Origin of the sequence: Microbacterium azadirachtae (assembly GCF_000956505.1) — a bacterium.
Classification (GTDB): domain Bacteria; phylum Actinomycetota; class Actinomycetes; order Actinomycetales; family Microbacteriaceae; genus Microbacterium; species Microbacterium azadirachtae_A.
In genome coordinates this window covers 86,300-104,416 of sequence record NZ_JYIX01000033.1, presented here as the reverse complement: position 1 = coordinate 104,416, position 18,117 = coordinate 86,300, and the positions used below count along the sequence as shown (strand labels likewise).

At 71.6% G+C, this 18,117-nt stretch carries 18 protein-coding genes; 8 read left to right on the top strand and 10 right to left on the bottom strand.

Translation table 11 applies throughout. The features are described from left to right. Positions 1 to 225: 225 nt before the first annotated feature. From RS86_RS08460 to RS86_RS08450, 3 genes are all read right to left on the bottom strand, one after another. On the bottom strand, positions 226 to 1,713 hold the full coding sequence (locus RS86_RS08460) for a DHA2 family efflux MFS transporter permease subunit (protein WP_045271790.1): 1,488 nt from the start codon (positions 1,711 to 1,713) through the stop codon (positions 226 to 228). Continuing rightward, positions 1,706 to 2,317, bottom strand: coding sequence for a PadR family transcriptional regulator (locus tag RS86_RS08455; protein ID WP_045271789.1), 612 nt, complete (start codon positions 2,315 to 2,317; stop codon positions 1,706 to 1,708). The genes RS86_RS08460 and RS86_RS08455 overlap by 8 nt, the downstream gene beginning before the upstream one ends. Positions 2,318 to 2,402: 85 nt before the next feature. Beyond that, positions 2,403 to 2,996, bottom strand: coding sequence for a GNAT family N-acetyltransferase (locus RS86_RS08450; protein ID WP_235281710.1), 594 nt, complete (start codon positions 2,994 to 2,996; stop codon positions 2,403 to 2,405). An 80-nt stretch (positions 2,997 to 3,076) separates the two neighbouring features. Here RS86_RS08450 and RS86_RS08445 point away from each other — a divergent pair, with 80 nt between their 5' ends. Further along, a complete protein-coding gene (locus tag RS86_RS08445; protein WP_045271788.1) occupies positions 3,077 to 3,952 on the top strand; it encodes a phosphoribosylaminoimidazolesuccinocarboxamide synthase in 876 nt (291 codons plus the stop codon). 262 nt (positions 3,953 to 4,214) lie between these two features. Further along, positions 4,215 to 5,561 carry a uracil-xanthine permease family protein gene (locus tag RS86_RS08440; protein ID WP_045271787.1) on the top strand — a complete coding sequence of 449 codons (1,347 nt, stop codon included), beginning with the start codon at positions 4,215 to 4,217 and terminating at the stop codon, positions 5,559 to 5,561. On the opposite strand, the gene RS86_RS08435 is transcribed toward RS86_RS08440, so the two are convergent. After that, positions 5,562 to 6,308 carry a TetR/AcrR family transcriptional regulator gene (locus RS86_RS08435; protein WP_045271786.1) on the bottom strand — a complete coding sequence of 249 codons (747 nt, stop codon included), beginning with the start codon at positions 6,306 to 6,308 and terminating at the stop codon, positions 5,562 to 5,564. A gap of 105 nt (positions 6,309 to 6,413) precedes the next feature. Here RS86_RS08435 and RS86_RS08430 point away from each other — a divergent pair, with 105 nt between their 5' ends. Further along, positions 6,414 to 7,289, top strand: a complete 876-nt coding sequence (locus tag RS86_RS08430) for a DUF1266 domain-containing protein (protein ID WP_045271785.1) — start codon at positions 6,414 to 6,416, stop codon at positions 7,287 to 7,289. A gap of 11 nt (positions 7,290 to 7,300) precedes the next feature. Continuing rightward, the gene (locus tag RS86_RS08425) at positions 7,301 to 8,359 is read left to right on the top strand and encodes a hypothetical protein (protein ID WP_152642123.1); all 1,059 of its coding nucleotides are present in this window, start codon (positions 7,301 to 7,303) and stop codon (positions 8,357 to 8,359) included. 120 nt (positions 8,360 to 8,479) lie between these two features. Here the strand turns inward: RS86_RS08425 and RS86_RS08420 are convergent, their stop codons facing one another. From RS86_RS08420 to RS86_RS08405, 4 genes are all read right to left on the bottom strand, one after another. After that, positions 8,480 to 9,106: a response regulator gene (locus RS86_RS08420; protein ID WP_045271783.1), complete on the bottom strand. Its 627-nt coding sequence runs from the start codon at positions 9,104 to 9,106 to the stop codon at positions 8,480 to 8,482. Further along, on the bottom strand, positions 9,103 to 10,401 hold the full coding sequence (locus tag RS86_RS08415; RefSeq protein WP_082076683.1) for a sensor histidine kinase: 1,299 nt from the start codon (positions 10,399 to 10,401) through the stop codon (positions 9,103 to 9,105). The genes RS86_RS08420 and RS86_RS08415 overlap by 4 nt, the downstream gene beginning before the upstream one ends. 105 nt (positions 10,402 to 10,506) lie before the next feature. Next, positions 10,507 to 11,529: a LacI family DNA-binding transcriptional regulator gene (locus RS86_RS08410; RefSeq protein ID WP_045271882.1), complete on the bottom strand. Its 1,023-nt coding sequence runs from the start codon at positions 11,527 to 11,529 to the stop codon at positions 10,507 to 10,509. Positions 11,530 to 11,544: 15 nt separating this feature from the next. Continuing rightward, positions 11,545 to 13,020 carry a glycoside hydrolase family 1 protein gene (locus RS86_RS08405; protein ID WP_045271782.1) on the bottom strand — a complete coding sequence of 492 codons (1,476 nt, stop codon included), beginning with the start codon at positions 13,018 to 13,020 and terminating at the stop codon, positions 11,545 to 11,547. A 176-nt stretch (positions 13,021 to 13,196) separates the two neighbouring features. Here RS86_RS08405 and RS86_RS08400 point away from each other — a divergent pair, with 176 nt between their 5' ends. From RS86_RS08400 to RS86_RS08385, 4 genes are all read left to right on the top strand, one after another. Beyond that, complete coding sequence (locus RS86_RS08400; protein WP_045271781.1) at positions 13,197 to 13,745, top strand: adenine phosphoribosyltransferase; 549 nt, start codon at positions 13,197 to 13,199, stop codon at positions 13,743 to 13,745. Between the two features lie 70 nt (positions 13,746 to 13,815). Then, the gene (gene purS, locus RS86_RS08395) at positions 13,816 to 14,064 is read left to right on the top strand and encodes a phosphoribosylformylglycinamidine synthase subunit PurS (protein WP_045271780.1); all 249 of its coding nucleotides are present in this window, start codon (positions 13,816 to 13,818) and stop codon (positions 14,062 to 14,064) included. Positions 14,065 to 14,066: 2 nt separating this feature from the next. Further along, positions 14,067 to 14,768, top strand: a complete 702-nt coding sequence (gene purQ, locus RS86_RS08390; RefSeq protein WP_200892777.1) for a phosphoribosylformylglycinamidine synthase subunit PurQ — start codon at positions 14,067 to 14,069, stop codon at positions 14,766 to 14,768. A gap of 149 nt (positions 14,769 to 14,917) precedes the next feature. Beyond that, positions 14,918 to 15,508: a dihydrofolate reductase family protein gene (locus RS86_RS08385; RefSeq protein WP_045271778.1), complete on the top strand. Its 591-nt coding sequence runs from the start codon at positions 14,918 to 14,920 to the stop codon at positions 15,506 to 15,508. Between the two features lie 213 nt (positions 15,509 to 15,721). Here RS86_RS08385 and RS86_RS08380 read toward each other — a convergent pair whose 3' ends face one another. Continuing rightward, positions 15,722 to 16,150, bottom strand: coding sequence for a DUF1761 domain-containing protein (locus RS86_RS08380; protein WP_045271777.1), 429 nt, complete (start codon positions 16,148 to 16,150; stop codon positions 15,722 to 15,724). Positions 16,151 to 16,366: 216 nt separating this feature from the next. Next, positions 16,367 to 17,923, bottom strand: coding sequence for an SDR family oxidoreductase (locus RS86_RS08375; protein ID WP_045271776.1), 1,557 nt, complete (start codon positions 17,921 to 17,923; stop codon positions 16,367 to 16,369). Positions 17,924 to 18,117 lie beyond the last annotated feature (194 nt).

Sequence of the window (18,117 nt, the reverse complement as noted above, 5' to 3'; positions counted from 1 at the left end):
CTCGACGACCGAGGATCCGGTCAGTCACCGATTCCGTGGGAGACGCCGGAAACAGCGGGTCTGGGGAGGACGAGAGTCGCGCCGCACCCGCGAACGTCGACGCCCCCTCGCAGTACCGACACCCCCTCGTATGGACGTCCATACGAGGGGGTGTCGATGCTCAGAGGGGGCGCCGACGAGAGGAGCACCGCGTCAGAGGCGCACCGCGTCAGCAGGCGCGCCGGGTCACCTCTTCACGAGGTGCGCCGGACGCTGCATGAACAGGACCCCGATCACGCCCACGAGCAGGACGGCGGCGGGCAGGATCATCGACTGCGCCATGGCGGAGGAGAACCCCGCCACCACGAAGTCGGGCAGCTTGCCCGCGCCGAAGTCGCCGCCCTGGCTCGCGGCCCCCGGCAGGTTCGCCTCCAGGCGGCCCTGCATGAGCGCGGCGATCGCGGCCGAGCCGAGCACGGACCCGATCGTCCGGGTGGTGTTGTAGATGCCGGCGCCGGCGCCCGCCTGGCGCGGCTCGAGGTTGCGCGTGGCCGTGGTGGCCAGCGGCCCCCACATGCCGGCCTGGCCGATGCCCATGAGCGCAGAGGGCAGCAGGAACATCCAGATCGGGGTGTCCGGGTTCATCAGCAGCCCGTACCAGATCAGGGCGACCGTCGTGAGGCCGAGGCCCGGCACGAGCAGGACGCGCGGATCGACGCGGTCGAGGATCCGGCCCGCGATCGGGGCGAGCACACCCGACAGCACCGCCATCGGGATCAGCAGCAGCGCCGCCTCGGTCGGCGTGAGGCCGCGGGCGAGCTGGTAGAAGAACATCATCGGCAGCGACATCGACGTCACGGTGAACCCGACGGTGGCGATCCCGAAGTTCGCGACCGAGAAGTTGCGGTCGCGGAACAGGCCGAGCGGCACCAGCGGCTCGCTGCGGGTCTTCGCCTGCTGCCAGATGAAGACCGCCATCACCACGATGCCGGCCGCGATCATCGCCCAGATCCACCCGGCCCAGTCGTAGTGCTGACCCTCCTGCAGCCCGAACACGATGAGGAACAGGCCGAGAGCGCTGAGCACGACGCCGACCATGTCGAACCGGTGCTCGTGGGTCTTCAGGCGCGGGACGAGGATCCAGGCGAGCACGAAGCCGATCACGCCGACCGGAAGGTTGATGAAGAAGATCCACTCCCAGCCGAGCGCGTCGACGAGCAGACCGCCCGCAAGGGGGCCGACGAGCGTGGCGACACCCGCCGTCGCGCCCCACAGGCCCATCGCGGCACCACGGCGCTCGGCCGGGAAGGTGCGCGTGATGACCGCCATGGTCTGCGGGGTCATCAGCGCGGCGCCGAGGCCCTGCACGGCGCGGAACGCGATCAGCATCTCCAGCGAACCGGAGAGGCCGCAGCCGAGCGAGGCCAGCGTGAAGATCGTCAGGCCGATCAGGTACATGTTCTTCGGACCGAAGCGGTCGCCGAGGCGCCCGGTGATCAGCAGCGGCACGGCGTAGGCGAGCAGGTAGGCGCTGGTCACCCACACGACGTTGTCGAGGTTGTTCGTGGACGGGTCGAGCGCGGCCTTGATGGCAGGGTTCGCGACCGAGACGATCGTGGTGTCCACGAGGATCATGAAGAATCCGATGACCAGCGCCCAGAGGGCGGGCCAGGGGCTCTTCGGCTTGTGGCCGACGGCGTAGGCGCCGGTCGACGTACCGATGGTTTCAGCCATTCTGGTGTGCCTTTCGCTTGGCAAGAAGGTGGTCCGGATCCGGCCCCCACGAGAAGTCGGGGGAAGAGATCCGGGGGATCAGGGCGCCGAGCCAGTCGATCTCCGCCTGCAGCATCAGGCGGTGCCGGATCGGCTCGAGGAGGTACTGCTCCGGCACGTCTCGGGTGCCGGCGCCGTCGAGCGAGGCGCCGATCGTCGCCAGCTCCTCGCGAAGCAGCGCGAGCCGCTGCGTGAGAAGCTCGACGGTCTCGTCACGGTCGAGGTTGTGCGCCTCGGCCAGAGCGACGCGGAACGGGGTCTGCCGCCGGCTGCCGCCGAGTTCACGGCGCACCCATTCGCGCACCGCGTCCGCGCCCGCCGGCGTGACCGCGTACGTCGTCCGCTCCGGGCGGTTGCCGTCGCGATCGACGCCGACCTCCTCGAGCAGTCCCTGCCCGTGCAGGCGGGAGACGGTGTGGTAGAGCGTTCCGTTGGAGATCGGGATGATCCGGTCGTCGCGACGGGCGCGCAGCAGCCGCGCCATCTCGTACGGGTGCATGTCGCCCTCGCTCAGCAGCGCGAGCACCATCACCCCCAGAGAGGTGAGCGCCGGATCCTTCACCATCACTCCATCCCGACTAGTCCATCTGGACTAGTCCGACAACGACTATACGCCGGACCTGATCCGCACGCCAGTGTTCCTCGCGCCCTCATCGCAGGGCCGCGGTGAGCTGGGCGGGCGTCAGCGCACGATCCGCATAGACGAGGCGCAGGACGGCCGGATCCGGGTTGCCCAGATCCGGAGCGCGGTGGACGAGTCGAAGGCCGACCTTCTCCGCCACCGCAGCGGAGGCACGGTTGTGCTCGACGAGGTAGGCGATGACCGGGACCTCAGGGGCTGCCTGCGCCGCAGCCGCGAGCGCGGCGCGGGCGATCTCCGTCGCGTACCCGCGGCCGTGATGATCCGCGGAGAGGCGGTAGCCGAGGTTCCACACGCGCGCCGGCCCATCGGGCCCTGCGTCAGGCGCGTCGGCGCCGAGCATCGTGCCACCGCCGTTGCCGATGACCTCGCCGGTCTCGCGCAGTCGCACGATCCAGGATCCGAGTCCGTGGATCCTCCAGCTGGACTCCCAGCGCTCGATCATGGCCGCGACCCGTTCCGGCTCGGTGGGCCGCAGGCTCGGGAAGTGCGTCCAGACGCGGGGATCGCTGTAGATGGCGAAGACGGCATCCAGGTCGCCCGGCTCGGGCCGACGCAGGCTGAGACGGTCGGTCAGGATCTCGAAGGGGATGTCGGCGCTCACCCGAGCACACTAGGCCCGGCCTCGGACATCGCCGGCCGCCTCCGTGACCGACCCCGCGGGACGCCCGCGATAATGGACGCGTGAGCACACCCCTCGAACTGTCCGGCTGGCGTCACCTCTACTCCGGCAAGGTCCGCGATCTGTACGCTCCGGAGGATCCGGCGGACAAGCGGCTGCTGGTCGTCGCGAGCGATCGGGTCAGCGCATTCGACTTCGCGCTCGAGCCGCCGATCCCGCACAAGGGCGCCCTGCTCACGGGCCTCAGCCGCTGGTGGTTCGACCGGCTCGCGGAGGGCGCGGATCCGATCGCCAACCACCTCGTGGACGGCGACGTCCCCGCCGAGGTCGCCGATCGCGCGATGCTCGCCCGGTCGCTCGAGATGCTGCCGATCGAGTGCGTGGTGCGCGGCTACCTGACCGGATCCGGCTGGCTCGAGTACCAGCAGAGCGGCACGGTCTGCGGGATCCCGCTGCCCGATGGACTGGAGAACGGCGACCGGCTGCCCGAGCCGCTGTTCACGCCCGCGTACAAGGCGCCGATGGGCGAGCACGACGAGAACATCACCTTCGAGCGCACCACCGAGATCGTCGGCGCCGAGCGCGCCGCCGAGCTGCGCGACCTGTCGCTCGCGATCTACCGCCGCGCGGCCGCCGTCGCCGAGGAGCGCGGCCTCATCCTCGCCGACACGAAGTTCGAGTTCGGCGTCGACGCCGACGGCGTCCTCCGCCTCGCCGATGAGGTGCTGACCAGCGACTCCTCCCGATACTGGGACGCCGAGTCGTGGCGGACCGGATCCACCCCCTCCGAACGGATGGCGAGCTTCGACAAGCAGATCGTGCGGGACTGGCTGAGCGCCCACTGGGACAAGCAGGGCACCCCGCCCGTGCTGCCCGAGGACGTGGTCACGGAGACCGCCGCGCGCTACGCCGAGCTGCTCGGCCGCCTGACGGCCTGACCGGGCCGGCGGGGCGGGACCGGGCCGGGCCGGGCTGACCCGCGGGGCCAGGCTGGGCGGGGCCGACGGGTTCGCGCAGAACCATGTCCCACTTTCGGCTGCGAAACAGGCCAAATCGCCGCCGAATTCGGGACACGGTGTCACCAAAAGTGGGACACGGTCTGCAAGAAGTGGGACACGGTCCGTCGCCGCGACGCGAGCTCCCAGGGAACGCCCAGGATAGGGTTTCTCCAGCCCCCTCCCCCGATCCCGAGGAGTCCGCATGTCCCTGTGGAAGATCCACGGCGACGGACGCACCGTCGAACCCGGCGCCGTCGTCCGCCCCGATGAGCGCCTGAACTGGCCCGCCACGATCGCGATCGGCGTGCAGCACGTCGTCGCGATGTTCGGCGCGACGTTCCTGGTGCCGATCCTCACCGGCTTCCCGGTGCCGACCACCCTGCTGTTCAGCGGCGTGGGCACGATCCTGTTCCTGCTCATCACACGGAACAAGCTGCCCAGCTACCTCGGATCCTCGTTCGCGTTCATCGCCCCGGTGACGGCCGCGACGGCCGCCCACGCCACGGGCGGCGACAGCGGGATCGGCGCGGCCCTCGCCGGCATCGTCGCGGTCGGCGTGCTGCTCGCGATCATCGGCGTCGTCGTGCACGTGGCCGGAGTGAAGTGGGTGGACCGGTTCCTGCCGCCTGTGCTGGCGGGCACGATCGTCGCGCTGATCGGGTTCAATCTCGCGGGCGCCGCGTACGGCAACTTCGCCCAGGCGCCCGTCACGGCCACCTTCACCCTCGCGATCACGATCGTGTTCGCGGTGCTGTTCCGCGGATTCCTGGGCCGGATCTCGATCTTCCTCGGCGTGATCGCGGGCTACATCTTCGCCGGGTTCCGCGGCGAGCTCGACTTCTCCGCGGTCGACAAGGCGGCCTGGGTGGGCCTTCCCACGTTCCACTTCCCCGACTTCGGGACGCCGAGCGTGTGGAGCGGCATTGCGATGTTCCTCCCCGTCGTGCTCGTGCTCATCGCCGAGAACGTCGGTCACGTCCGCGGCGTCGCGACCATGGTCGAGGATCCGGAGATCAACGCGCAGACCGGCAAGGCGCTCATCGCCGACGGCGTCTCGACCACGATCGCCGGCTTCTTCGGCGGATCCGGAACGACCACCTATGGCGAGAACATCGGCGTGATGGCGTCGACCAGGGTGTACTCGACCGCGGCCTACTGGGTCGCCGGCATCGCGGCGATCCTGCTCAGCCTCTCGCCGAAGTTCGGCGCGATCATCAACTCGGTGCCTCCGGGCGTGCTCGGCGGCATCACCACTGGGCTCTACGGCCTCATCGGCGTGATCGGCATCAAGATCTGGGTGGACAACCGTGTCGACTTCTCCCGTCCCGTGAACCAGTACACCGCTGCGGTCGCTCTCGTCATCGCGGTCGGCGGGTTCTCGATCGCGATCAAGGACTCGGGCTTCGTGCTCGGCGGCATCGTCATCGCGACCGTGGCCGCGATCGTGATCTACCACGGCGGCAACGCCATCGCCCGGCTGCGCAAGTCGGGGGCTGACGACCCCCGCCCCCTCGAGGCCGTCGGCCCGATGGGCGGCGACCCCGCCTGATCAGCGCGAAGCCCGCGCGCGCGGCTCGGATCCCGAGCCCGGCGCGGGCTTCGTCATGCCGGGGAGGGGCGCTGCAGGCTCCGGCAGACCGTAGCGGCGGTGCACCCAGCGGCGTGCCGCCTCGAGCGGATACGAGTCGCCGTAGACGATGCACTGCCCGACGATCCCATCGAGCACGCTGCGGAGCATGATCTCCTCGAGCGCCGGATCCGCGTCGCCGCGGTCGCGGAAGATCGATCGCACGGCGTCCTCCGCGGCGACGACCCCCGCCATGTGCCGCCGCTCCCCCTCCGCGAACAGTGCCCGCGTGGTCGGCTGCTGCTGCAGCGCGACCACCACGCGCTGCAGGGGGAGGGCGACCGCGGTCATGCCGAGCGCGGTGTCGATGATGGCCGCGAGCCGCACCTCGGGGGGAAGCGATGCGGCGGACGGCGGAGGGACCTGCTCCTCGTCGGACCGCGCAGCGCCCCCGTCTGCCTCCCCGGCCACGCCCGGCACGGGCGGCGGGCCGCTGTGCGCGATGCCGAGCAGCATGTCGAACCAGCGGTCGATCACGGCCTGTACGAGCTGCTCCTTGCCGCCGAAGTAGTAGTTGACCAGCCCCTGCGCGACGCCCGCGCGCCCGGTGATGTCGGCGATCGTGGCGCCGTCGATCCCGCGCTCGGCGAAGACGTCGATCGCCGCCTCGAGCAGGCTCTCGCGCGAGCGCTCCCGGGCGATGCGGTTCTGCTCCGGGGAGCGGGCCATGCGCCGTGCCTTCCGGATCCGTTTTCCGGGTGACGGATCCTTTCGCTACATTAATCACTGAATATTCATTCAACCTACAAATCCCCCCAACACCGAAGGACCCTCATGCACGGCAGCGCCCGCGTCGATCTGAACGACCTCGGCAGCCTCATCGGCTGGCTCTTCGCCCAGTGGTGGGTGTGGGTGATCGTCGGTGTGGTCGTCCTGTTCTTCCTGGTGATCTGGATCATGCCGGCCGCGAAGGTGAAGCCCTCAGAGGCGTACTCGACCGACGACCGCGAGGCGAACGAGATCGCCCTGGGGTTCCTGCAGATCGTGAACCAGCCGTCCGGCCCGTGGAACGATCCGACCGCGTCCGCGCTCGGCGCGGGCGAGAAGAAGCGGCTCGTCGAGATGTGGGGCGTCGCGACCCGTGAGGAATGGCTCGCCGGCATCGAAAGGCTCGTGACCGTCCGGCGTCGCCGCGACGTGTGGGTGACGTGCCTCGCCATCCGTGCGGAGCTCGTGGGACGCCTCGGCCGCGTGCCGAAGTCCAAGGAGTGGACGGCCGCGATCATCGAGGCCGGCGGCGACAAGCGCGACGCCCGCACCTTCGTCGCGGCGATCGAAGGCGTCGAGGCGCAGGTGCGCAAGCTCGTCGGCAAGGACATCGTCACGCCCGACGTCTACGTCCGCACGCTCGACGGCTACGCGCTCGGCCAGGCCGTCGCGCTCGCGACCTGGGGCGTCGCCCTGGGCCACGCCGACGTGCCGGAGGCGCGGGCGATCATCCACCGCATCAATGAAGAGGGCCGCCCGGCGTTCTCCTCCTGGGCCGACTTCGGCCTGAGCTACATCACGGGCCGCGTGATGCACTGGAGCGACGGCGTGATCGGCGAGAAGACCTTCGACAAGTTCGGCGACGGCTGGTCCGAGTTCGGGGCGGCGTCCACCGCGAAGCGCAACGGGCCGTGGGCATCCCTGCCCTGGCGGGTCGGGTGAGCGAGGGGCGCATGAGCACGGATCCGCGCGCCGCGGAGCCGATCAGGGTCGACCTCTCGGCTCTGCGGACCCCGCCGGGGATGCGCACGCTGCTCGCCTACGAGCGTGCGGCGCGCATCCCCCTGCACCGGCGCTTCTTCGCCGTGCTCGCCGGGGTGCTGCTGCTCACGGCGGCGATCGTGGCGGGGCTCTGGTGGCTGGGCTCGATCGGGATGCTCGCGCGGGTGCCGCTGCTCGCCGTGTTCGGCGTCTTCTACGGCGTGCTGGGGGCGTTCGGCTTCGTCTGGTACGCCGTGAGTCTCTCCCGTCGCGCACGCCTGGCGATGTTCGCGTGGGCGAACGGGTGGGCCTATGCGGATCTGCTGCAGGGCACCCGACGCCCGGGTTCGGCGTTCACGCGCATGCGCCGCTCGATCGAGCGCGGCGTGATCGCCTCGGAGGACGAGCGCATCCCGTTCGAGCTGGGCGTCGCGCATTCGGTCGGCGGTCGGGACGAGGCCGCGACCGTGCAGCGCCCCTTCGCCTTCATCGAGCTGCCGCTGCCCGCGAAGGTCCCGCACATCGTGCTGCGCAACCGGCGCCGCAGCATCGTGCCCACCCTGGGGCTGGGCGGCGCGCGGATGGACCTCGAGGGGCACTTCGCGTCGACCTTCCAGCTGCTCGTGCCCGAGGGCTATCAGCGCGACGCCCTCTACATCTTCACGCCAGACCTCATGGCGCGGGTCCTGGATCTCGGCGCCGGCGCCGAGCTCGAACTGGTCGAGGACCGCGCCTACGTGTATCTGCCCGGCAGCACCCGGTTCGACCGACCGGACGTGATGCAGGGGATCGTGCAGCTCGCCGAAGAGCTGCACCGACGCTTCGCGGCGCGCACGGGCCCGTACCGCGACGAGAGCACCGGCCCGATCGAACGACCGGAGGGCGTGGCGATCGGGTTGGGCGGACAGCGCCTCGGCGGGCAGGGCGTGTCCCTGCTCGCGGTGGCCGGCGTATCGGCGGCGGTGATCCTGTCCGCAGGGATCACGGCGTTCGCGCTGTTCGGCGGGGCGATCCTGCGATCGGGGGGTTGACCGCAGGCGCCGATCTCTTGGGGGGATCGGCGACCGACGCCCCGTCTCCTGCGCTGTGCACGGCAGGGAGGCGGGGCGCTTCGGCGTCCGCGGCGGAGACGGCGCCCGTGCCCGCCGCGGTCAGCGCCGGATGATGCGCTGCTCGATCGCGGCGGCCACGGCTCCGGCCCTGGTGTCGACGCCGAGCTTGCCGTAGATGTGGGAGAGGTGCGACTTCACGGTCGCCTCCGAGACGAACAGCGCCTTCGCGAGCTCGCGGTTGCCGAGTCCGTCGGCCAGCAGCTCGAGCACCTCGACCTCGCGCTCGGTCATGCGCGGCTCCGGCGAGGCGGCGCGACGCATGAGCACGGCGGCGACCGAAGGGGCGAGCGCGGGCTCACCCCGGAAGACCGCCTGTATTCCCGCGAAGAGCTGGTCCGGCGGCGCGTCCTTGAGGAGATAGCCCGCAGCCCCGGCGTCGAGGGCGCGCAGGATGTCCGACTCGCTGTCGTACGTGGTCAGCACGAGCACGGCGGGCGAATCCGGCAGCGCGCGGATGCGGCCCGTCGCGACGATCCCGCCCTCGCCGTCGCCCAGGCTCAAGTCCATGAGCACGACGTCCGGCCGCTCGGCCTCGACCGCCCGCACGGCGTCGGCGGCGTTCGACGCCTCCCCGACGACCACGAGGTCGTCCGTCGACTCGAGCAGGGCGCGGACGCCCGCCCGGACCACGGGGTGGTCGTCCACGAGCACGATCCGCAGCGTCATCTGATCCCCTCCTTGGGATCCGGATCGGATCCGCGCTCGCCTTTCGGATCCGCTCCGGATCCGTCCTCGCCGAAGGGGAAGACGAGGGACAGCGTCGTGCCCTCCCCCGGGGCGCTCTCGACCTGCAGTTCGCCGCCGAGCTGCGCGATCCGCTCCGCCATCCCCGGGATGCCCTGGCCGCGGCCGGTCGCGCGGCGCTGCGCCGCCCTGGCCGACATCGCCGAGGGCCGGGCGTCGAAGCCGACGCCGTCGTCGCGGATGTCGAGGCGCAGCTCGTCGGGTTGCGCGGTCAGGCTCACCACGACCCTGCTCGCACGGGCGTGCTCCGCGACGTTCGCGAGCGCCCCGCGCACGGTCCGGATGATGGCCGACGCCACCGGCAGGGGCACCTCGGCGGCGGTGCCGTGGCTGCGGAACTGCACGTCGACGCCGCGCCCCGCGGCGTCCTCGACCACCCGCGCGAGGGCGGCGGGGAGGGATCCGGCAGCGCCCTCGAGCTCGCCGGGGGCGAGGTCGCGCACCACCCGGCGCACCTCGTCGAGCGCGGATCGCGCTGTCCCCGCAGCCGCGCGCACCTGGATCCTTGCGGCCTCGGGACGGCGCTCCCAGCCCTGTTCGGAGGCCTGCAGAAGGAGGTTGATGCTGGACAGGTCCTGCCCGACGGAATCGTGGATCTCGCGCGACAGCCTCGCGCGCTCGGCGAGCGCGCCGGCGCGGTGCTGCGCGGCGGAGAGGTCGGCCTGCGTCGCGGTGAGCTCGTCGAGCAGCTGCTGACGGGCGCGCGCCTCGCGGTCCAGCGCGCGGTAGGCGACGATCGTGGCGAACGCGATCCCGATCGGGCCGGCGACGAGCGTGGGGTCGAACAGCGCGGACAGGCGCAGCTCCGCGGCGATCACCACCGCGGTCATCGCCGTGATCGCGGCGGTCGCCGGCCAGAACGGGAGGATCTGCAGCACCGCGAAGGCGAGCGGAACGGCGCACCATCCGAACGACGGGGCCACGAGCGTCAGGGCCGCCCAGAGCACGCACACCACGAGCGCCCACGTCGCAGGCCACGCACCGCGACGGGGGACGAGCCCCTGCAGCACGGCGGCCACGACCAGCACGGCGGCGCCGGCGAGGACCGGCACGGCGTTCTCGCCCTCGCCATGCCGGAGCACGTACCGGATCCCGCTCACCACGATCAGCGCGATGAGCACGACCTGCAGCGCGCGCCCGAATCGCACCGGGGCGAGGATCCCGCGCACGCCGTCGCCGAAGGTCGGATCGTGCTGCGCCTCCGACCGCGGTTCCATGGGCTCAGCCTACGAACGCCGCGGCCCGATCCGCATCAGCCGATCGGCTATGCGTCGAGTCCCTGCCGGGCTCGCGGTGCCGAGGCCGACCGGCCCCGACCCGCCTTACGCAGACCCGCGCACCACCAGCTCGGTGCCGAGCGTCGTGCGGTGCGCAGGCGCGGCCCCGGTGAGCCGATCGATCAGTACGCCCGCGAGCGCCTCGCCCTGCGCGTGCATGGGCTGGCGGATCGTCGTGAGCGGCGGATCCGTCGAGAGCGCCACGGGCGAGTCGTCGAAGCCGATGATCGCGACGTCCTCGGGGATCCGCACACCCGCGCCGCGGAGCGTGCGCAGCACGCCGCGGGCCATGAGGTCGCTCGCCGCGAAGACCGCGTCGGGCAGCGCTCCCCCGGGTTCGGCGGCGCGCTGCAGCAGCTGCTGCGCCGCCCGCGCCCCGCTGGCCTCGGAGTAGTCGCCCGCGATCTCGGCGAACGGCTCCAGCCCGTCCTCGGCGAGGCGCTCGCGGAACCCGGCGAGCCGGTCCACGGCGCCCGCCATCGACAGCGGTCCGGTCACGGTCGCGATCCGCCGCCGCCCGATGTCCCGCAGATGCTGGACGGCCTGCCGGCCGCCGGTGACGTTGTCCACGTCCACGAACCAGTCGTCCTCGCCGCCGTTCGTACGGCGGCCGCCGAACACGACGGGCACCGCCTCGACGATGCGATCGACGAAGGCGTCGCTGTTGTGGTGGGACAGGATGATCGCGCCGTCCACTCCGCCGTTGCGCACGAAACCCGTCATCCGGCCGCCCGGGTCGTCGCTCGCGATCAGCAGGTTCAGGATGTAGTCCGAGCGTGCGATCCGGTCGCTGATCCCCGCCACGACCGCGCCGAAGTAGGGGTCGCCGAAGAAGCGCCGGGTGTCCTCCGGCACGACGAGGGCGATCGCGTGCGTCTGCCGCAGGGCGAGCGAGCGCGCCGCGCGGTTGGGGACGTAGCCGAGGCGCGCGATCGCATCCTGCACCGCCGCGAGCGCGTGCGGGCTCACCGCGGTCGACCCGTTCACGACCCGCGACACCGTCGACCGGGAGACGCCCGCCGCAGCGGCGACCTCCTCGATCGTGGCGCGCCCGACGCTCGACCCCATCCCGTCGTCCATGTCTCAGACCGCCCGGGCGGCGATGATCCTGGCGTACTCGCGGCCGGAGTCCTTCACGATCCGCTCCTGCGTGTCGTAGTCGACCCGCACGATCCCGAACCGCTTGCCGTAGCCCCAGGACCACTCGTAGTTGTCGAGCAGCGACCACGCGAAGTAGCCGCGCACGTCGACGCCCTCCTCGATCGCGTCGTAGGTCGCCGCGACGTGCTCGCGCAGGAACATGGCCCGTTCGGCGTCGTGCACGAGCCCGCCCGTCCTGACCCCCGTCGCGGGGTCGGCCACGCGCGCACCCTCGACCTCGTCGTCGTACGCCGCGCCGTTCTCGGTCACGTAGAGCGGCAGCCCCGGCGCGTACTCGGTGCCGAGCCGGCGCAGCAGCCGGGTGAGCCCCTCTGGCTGCACCTCCCAGTCCATGCCCGTCCGCGGCAGCCCGCGCTCGACCCAGTGCACGTCATCCGCGGCGGGGAACGGAGAGCGCGTGCGGCGCACGTTCTCTCCCTCGACACCGCCGTCGTGCGGCGTGCCCGCGCTGCCCGGCTGCGGAGTCCCGGAGAGGAGCTCCCCGTGGTAGTAGTTGACGCCGAGGCAGTCCAGTGGCGCGGCGATGGTGTCGAGGTCGCCCTCGTGGATCGCGGCGGCCCAGCGGCGCACGGCGATCGGATCCACCTCGCGGATGTCGGAGACGACGTCGGCCGGGTAGGCGCCGCGGAGCACCGGGTCCAGGAACCAGCGGTTGAACTGCCCGTCGATGCGGCGCGCGGCGTCGACGTCGGCGGGATCCCGGGCGTCGGCCGGATCGGCGACCGTGAGGTTCAGCGTGATCCCGAGGTCGAGCCGCGGATCCCGTTCCCGGAGCGCCTGGACCGTACGGCCGTGCGCGAGCAGCAGGTGGTGCGCGGCGAGCATGCCGTCCTCGATGCCGACCCGCCCCGGCGCATGCACGCCTGCGGTGTAGGACAGGAACGAGGAGCACCAGGGCTCGTTGAGCGTGGTCCAGTGCTGCACCCGGTCGCCGAGCGCGTCGTGCACGCTGAGCGCGTATTCGACGAAGCGCTCCGCCGTGTCGCGGGAGGTCCAGCCGCCCTTCTCCTCGAGCGCCTGGGGCAGGTCCCAGTGGTACAGCGTGAGCCAGGGCACGATGCCGCCTGCGAGCAGCTCGTCGACGAGGCGGTCGTAGAACGCGAGGCCGGCGGGGTTGACCGCGCCGCCGTCCGGCCGCACTCGCGCCCAGGAGGTGGAGAAGCGGTAGGCCTGCAGGCCGAGCTCGCCCATGAGCCGCACGTCGTCGGCGTACCGGTGGTAGTGGTCGCACGCGACGTCGCCGGTCTCGCCGTTCAGCACCGCACCGGGTTCGCGGGCGAAGGCGTCCCAGATCGATGCGGTGCGGCCGTCCTCGAAGGCGGCGCCCTCGATCTGGTAGGCGGCGGTGGCGGCTCCGAACAGGAAGCCGTCGGGGAATCGGCGGACGGACGTGTTCAAGGGCGCTCCTTCGCTGGTGCGTCGTCGGGTCGGCGCGGTGGTGGATTCGCGGCGGGGTTCGCGAGGGGGTGCTCCTCACGGACGCTCGCGGTGCGGCGCTCGTGCCGCATGAGGGCTCTCCCGGCGATCCGGATCAGGCTATGGGAGCGCTCCCACGATGTCAACAGACGGACTGGATGCGCCCGCCCGCGTACCCTGGACCGGTGACCTCCTCGCCCGCGCTCGTCCGTGCCGAATCGCTCATCCGCTCGATCCCGGACCACCCGGAGCCGGGCATCCTGTTCCGCGACATCACGCCGCTGCTGGCGGACCGCGAAGCGCTGCAGGCGACGACCGAGGCGCTCGTCGCGCCGTTCCGCGGATCCTTCGACGTCGTCGCCGGGATCGAGGCGCGCGGCTTCATCCTCGCCGGAGCCGCCGCGATCGAGGCGGGGACCGGCTTCGTGCCGATCCGCAAGGCGGGCAAGCTGCCCCTGCCGGCCGCGTCCGTGGACTACGCGCTGGAGTACGGCACCGCCACGATCGAGATGCACGACGACCTGCCCGCGGGATCCCGCATCCTGCTCATCGACGACGTGCTCGCCACCGGCGGCACCCTGGCCGCGGGCCGCAGGATCGTCGAGCAGCTCGGCTACCACGTCGCCGGGATCTCGGTGCTCTTCGAGATCGACGGGCTCGGCGGCCGCGACGTCGTCGGCGACGTGCACACGGTGTTCCGCAGCTGACCGCGGTCCGGCCTCTCGCCGGACGGTAGACTGGACGCGCCCTCCCGCCCGCGACATTTCGGAGCCTCGAATGCCCACCATCGTCGTCGACGTCATGCCCAAGTCCGAACTGCTCGACCCGCAGGGGAAGGCCGTCTCCGGAGCTTTCGCCCGCACCGGCGTGACCGCGTTCAGCGACGTCCGCATCGGCAAGCGCTTCGAGCTCACCGTCGACGGTGAGGTCACCGACGACGTGCTCGCCGAGGCCCGGCGGATCGCCGAAGAGGTGCTCTCCAACTCCGTGATCGAGGACGTGGTCGGCATCGAGGTCGCCGAATGACGGTGCGGATCGGGGTCGTCACCTTCCCCGGATCCCTTGATGACCGGGACGCCCAGCGCGCCGTGCGCATCGCCGGTGCCGAGCCGGTCGCGCTCTGGCACGGGGCGCACGACCTCGACGGCGTCGACGCCGTGATCCTGCCCGGCGGCTTCAGCTACGGCGACTACCTGCGCTCCGGCGCGATCGCCGCGCTCTCGCCGATCATGACCGAGGTCAAGGACGCGGCGGCCAAGGGCATGCCGATCCTCGGGATCTGCAACGGCTTCCAGATGCTCGTCGAGGCGCACCTGCTGCCCGGCGGCCTGATCCGCAACGATCACCAGCACTTCGTGCGCCGCGACCAGAAGCTCACGGTCGAGAACGCCGACACCGCCTGGACCCACGAGTTCACGCGCGGGCAGGAGATCGTCATCCCGCTCAAGAACGCCGAGGGCGGCTACATCGCCTCCGACGAGACGCTCGACCGCATCGAGGGCGAGGGCCTGGTCGCCTTCCGCTATGCGGGCGTGAACCCGAACGGATCCCTCCGCGACATCGCCGGCCTCACCAACCCCGGCGGCAATGTCGTGGGTCTGATGCCGCACCCCGAGCACGCGACCGAGCCCGGCTTCGGTCCCGACACCTCCGCCGCCATGCGCAGCGGCGTCGACGGTCTGCCGTTCTTCACGAGCGCGATCGCCGCGATCGCCCGCGTCGCCGCCTAGTCTCCTACTTCCGAGTCGTCCCCGTCAGCGGCGCCTATGGCGTCCGCTCACGGGGACGACTCTGTTGGTGGGCGTCACCACGAGGGGGCGTTGCGCCTGCGGGGGGCCGGGGTTAGCGTCGAGAGCGTCCCCGACGATGGGAGAGGCGCATGGCCGGCCGGTTCGTGTACTGGATGAACGTGTCCCTCGATCTGCGGATCGAAGCCGCCCCCGGCGACGAGGGCGGCGGCGACTGGATGCGGATCGACGAGGCGCTGCATCGCGAGTTCAACCGCCGCGCCGCGGACCTCGCGCTCATGGTGCAGGGCCGGCGCGTGTTCGAGATCATGGAGTCGTTCTGGCCCGCCGCGCGCGACGACGCCTCGCTGCCCGCGTTCATGCAGGAGTACGGCGCGATCTGGACCGACAAGCCGAAGATCCTCGTCTCGCGCACCCGCACCGAGGCCCCGTTCCATACGCAGGTCATCGGAGAGGATGCAGTATCCCGGCTCGCTGAGGTCCGCGCCGAGACCGAGGGCAGCATCGGCGTGGGCGGGGCAACACTCGCCACCGCGCTGCTCGAGGCGGGGCTTCTCGACGAGCTCCTGCTGTTCACGCATCCGGCGATCCTCGGATCCGGCCGCCCGCTGTTCGACGATCCGCGCCCCGGCGAGACCAGGGCGCCGGTGATCCTCGATCTGCTCGAGCAGGCCGCCTACGACCAGGGCGTCACCCTGCACCGCTACGCGATCCGCCGCTGACGCACCCCATTCCGCGGTCGTCCCCGTCAGCGGACGCTATGGGCTCCGCTGACGGGGACGACTCGAAGTGGGAGGGGCCACCAGAGGGGGCAGCAGAACGGAGGCGAGCCGAGAGCCGGCAGCGCGGTCGGCCGAAGGCAGCGCGGTCAACCGAGGACGAACGGCGCGGTCAGTCGAGGCGGACGGCGCGGTCAGCCGTGGCGGACGGTGCGGTCAGCCGAGGGCCGGCGGCCAGACGCCGATCAGGACGGCCATCACCACGACCGTGACGAGTTCGTGCGCGATGTTCATCACGGTCAGCGAACTGGGGCGCCCCTCGAAGGCGTCGTGCGTGATGAACCGCGCCGCCGTGAATCCCATCCACAGCGTGATCGCCGTGACGAGCGCCGAGAGGAAGAAGGATCCACCGTAGAAGTGCCAGGCGATCGCCGTGGCCCCCGCGAGCACCCAGGCCGTGAGGAAGCTCACGATCACGGTCGCGATGATGGCGAGGACAGGGCTGCCCTTGGGGTTGTCGAGGTCGACCCCCGCGAGGCGGGCCCAGCGGGTGCCGAGCACGCCGCGGGCGTACCAGATGGATCCGACGACCATGCTCGATGCGGTCGCCAGCAGAACGGCCCAGTAGTTGATCTCGGGAACCATGACAGCCTCCTCGGTCGGTGCCGGACGCTGGCAGCGACCCGGTGCGCTCAGAGTACCGCCGCGGATCCCTGGCACCACGCCGCCTCCGCCGAGACGGCGCGGCGCGGCGCGTCCCATCTCGCGGTCGTCCCCATCAGCGGACGCTATAGGCGCCGCTGACGGGGACGACTCGAAGGTAGGAGGGCTGAGCGAAGGGCAGGCGCCGAGACGCCGGGGTCACCAGGGGCTGGACTCGTAGTCCTTCAGGAACACGCCGTGGACGTCCTCGCCGGACTCGCCGCGCACGATCGGGTCGTACACGCGGGCCGCGCCGTCGACGAGGTCGAGCGGAGCGTGGAAGCCTTCCTCGGCGAGGCGCACCTTCGTGTAGTGCGGGCGCTCGTCGGTGATCCACCCCGTGTCGACGGCGGTCATCAGGATCCCGTCGGTCTCCAGCATCTCGCCGGCGCTCGTCCGGGTGAGCATGTTCAGCGCGGCCTTCGCCATGTTCGTGTGCGGGTGCCCCGGACCCTTGTACCGGCGGGAGAACTGGCCCTCCATCGCCGAGACGTTCACGATGTGCTTGCGTCGGGCGGGCGACGCGGCCATCGCCGGACGCAGTCGGCTGATGAGCAGGAACGGCGCCGTCGTGTTGCAGAGCTGCACCTCGAGCATCTCGAGCGGATCCACCTGGTCCACGCTCTGCACCCAGCTGTTCACGCGGTTCACGTCCGGGACGAGGCCGCCCGCGTCGATCGCCGTGCCGTCCGCGTGCTTCGCGAGGGAGGAGGATCCGGGCGCCATCGCGAGCCGGGCCAACTCCTCGGCGGTGAGCGCCTGCCCGCCCCGCTCCGCGATCGTGCCGCCGAGCGACGCGATCGACAGCAGGGGGTGCGCGTCGACCGACGCCTGCAGCGCCTCGGGGTGCGGATCCGCGGTGTGTCCGAAGGTCTCCATCTCGGGCAGCGGCCCGTTCGGGAGCGGCTGCAGCTCGGCATCGGCGAGCAGCGAGTACGCGCCGGGCGAGCGGCGCACGGTCTGCGCGGCGTTGTTGATGAGGATGTCGAGCGGACCCTGCGCCGCGACCGAGTCGGCGAGCGCGATCACCTGGGCGGGGTCGCGCAGGTCGATGCCGACGACGCGGAGCCGGTGCAGCCAGTCGGCCGAGTCCGGGAGCGCCGCGAACCGGCGCACCGCGTCACGCGGGAACCGGGTCGTGATCGTGGTGTGCGCGCCGTCGCGGAGCAGCCGCAGCGCGATGTGCATGCCGATCTTGGCGCGCCCTCCGGTGAGCAGCGCGCGCTTGCCCGCGAGGTCGGTGCGGGCGTTGCGCTTGCCGTGGCTGAACCGGGCGCAATCGGGGCAGAGCTGGTGGTAGAACGCGTCGACCGTCGTGTACGACTGCTTGCAGATGTAGCAGTTGCGGGGCTTCAGCAGCTCGCCGGCGGTCGGCGCATCCGTCACGCTGCTCTCGAGGTCGAGACCGCGCGTCTCGTCGTCGATGCGATCCGGAGCACCCGTCGCGGTCGCCGCGATGACAGCGCGGTCGGCCTCGGCGATCGCATCGCGGATCTCCCGGCGACGGACCCGCTTGGCGGCCTTGAACATGGCCGAGGTCCCCCGGCGGACGGCGATGAAGTCGGGGTGGTCCTGGTCGAGCCCGTGAAGTTCGGCGAGCACCCTGAGGGTGGTCGCGAGGTCGGTCGGGTCGATGCCGGATCCGACGGCGTCGCCGCCTGTCGTGGCGCTGAGGTCGCTCTGCGTCGACGGGGCGTCGGAGGGGGCGTCGGTCATTGTTCCGATTTTACGCGAGCCGGCTGGGTGAGAGCCCGTGTGCCGGGCGCCGTCCACTTGTCGAGGGCGGGGACGTTGCCGGGCGCACAGGAGGTCGCCGAGTGCACGGGTCCATGCCGAGCGCACGGCTTCCTCACGTCGAGGAGCCGTGCAGTCGGTGGGATCCCGTGCACCCGGCAGGATCCAGGCGCGGC

Excerpts from the sequence above, each read along its gene's own strand:
- RS86_RS08425 (WP_152642123.1), top strand. The coding sequence starts at position 7,301 with ATGAGCACGGATCCGCGCGCCGCGGAGCCGATCAGGGTCGACCTCTCG.
- RS86_RS08380 (WP_045271777.1), bottom strand. The coding sequence starts at position 16,150 with ATGGTTCCCGAGATCAACTACTGGGCCGTTCTGCTGGCGACCGCATCG.
- RS86_RS08420 (WP_045271783.1), bottom strand. The coding sequence starts at position 9,106 with ATGACGCTGCGGATCGTGCTCGTGGACGACCACCCCGTGGTCCGGGCG.
- RS86_RS08435 (WP_045271786.1), bottom strand. The coding sequence starts at position 6,308 with ATGGCCCGCTCCCCGGAGCAGAACCGCATCGCCCGGGAGCGCTCGCGC.
- RS86_RS08400 (WP_045271781.1), top strand. The coding sequence starts at position 13,197 with ATGCGCCCGCCCGCGTACCCTGGACCGGTGACCTCCTCGCCCGCGCTC.
- RS86_RS08430 (WP_045271785.1), top strand. The coding sequence starts at position 6,414 with ATGCACGGCAGCGCCCGCGTCGATCTGAACGACCTCGGCAGCCTCATC.
- RS86_RS08440 (WP_045271787.1), top strand. The coding sequence starts at position 4,215 with ATGTCCCTGTGGAAGATCCACGGCGACGGACGCACCGTCGAACCCGGC.
- purS (WP_045271780.1), top strand. The coding sequence starts at position 13,816 with ATGCCCACCATCGTCGTCGACGTCATGCCCAAGTCCGAACTGCTCGAC.
- RS86_RS08410 (WP_045271882.1), bottom strand. The coding sequence starts at position 11,529 with ATGGGGTCGAGCGTCGGGCGCGCCACGATCGAGGAGGTCGCCGCTGCG.
- RS86_RS08375 (WP_045271776.1), bottom strand. The coding sequence starts at position 17,923 with ATGACCGACGCCCCCTCCGACGCCCCGTCGACGCAGAGCGACCTCAGC.
- RS86_RS08415 (WP_082076683.1), bottom strand. The coding sequence starts at position 10,401 with ATGGAACCGCGGTCGGAGGCGCAGCACGATCCGACCTTCGGCGACGGC.
- RS86_RS08385 (WP_045271778.1), top strand. The coding sequence starts at position 14,918 with ATGGCCGGCCGGTTCGTGTACTGGATGAACGTGTCCCTCGATCTGCGG.
- RS86_RS08460 (WP_045271790.1), bottom strand. The coding sequence starts at position 1,713 with ATGGCTGAAACCATCGGTACGTCGACCGGCGCCTACGCCGTCGGCCAC.
- RS86_RS08455 (WP_045271789.1), bottom strand. The coding sequence starts at position 2,317 with ATGGTGAAGGATCCGGCGCTCACCTCTCTGGGGGTGATGGTGCTCGCG.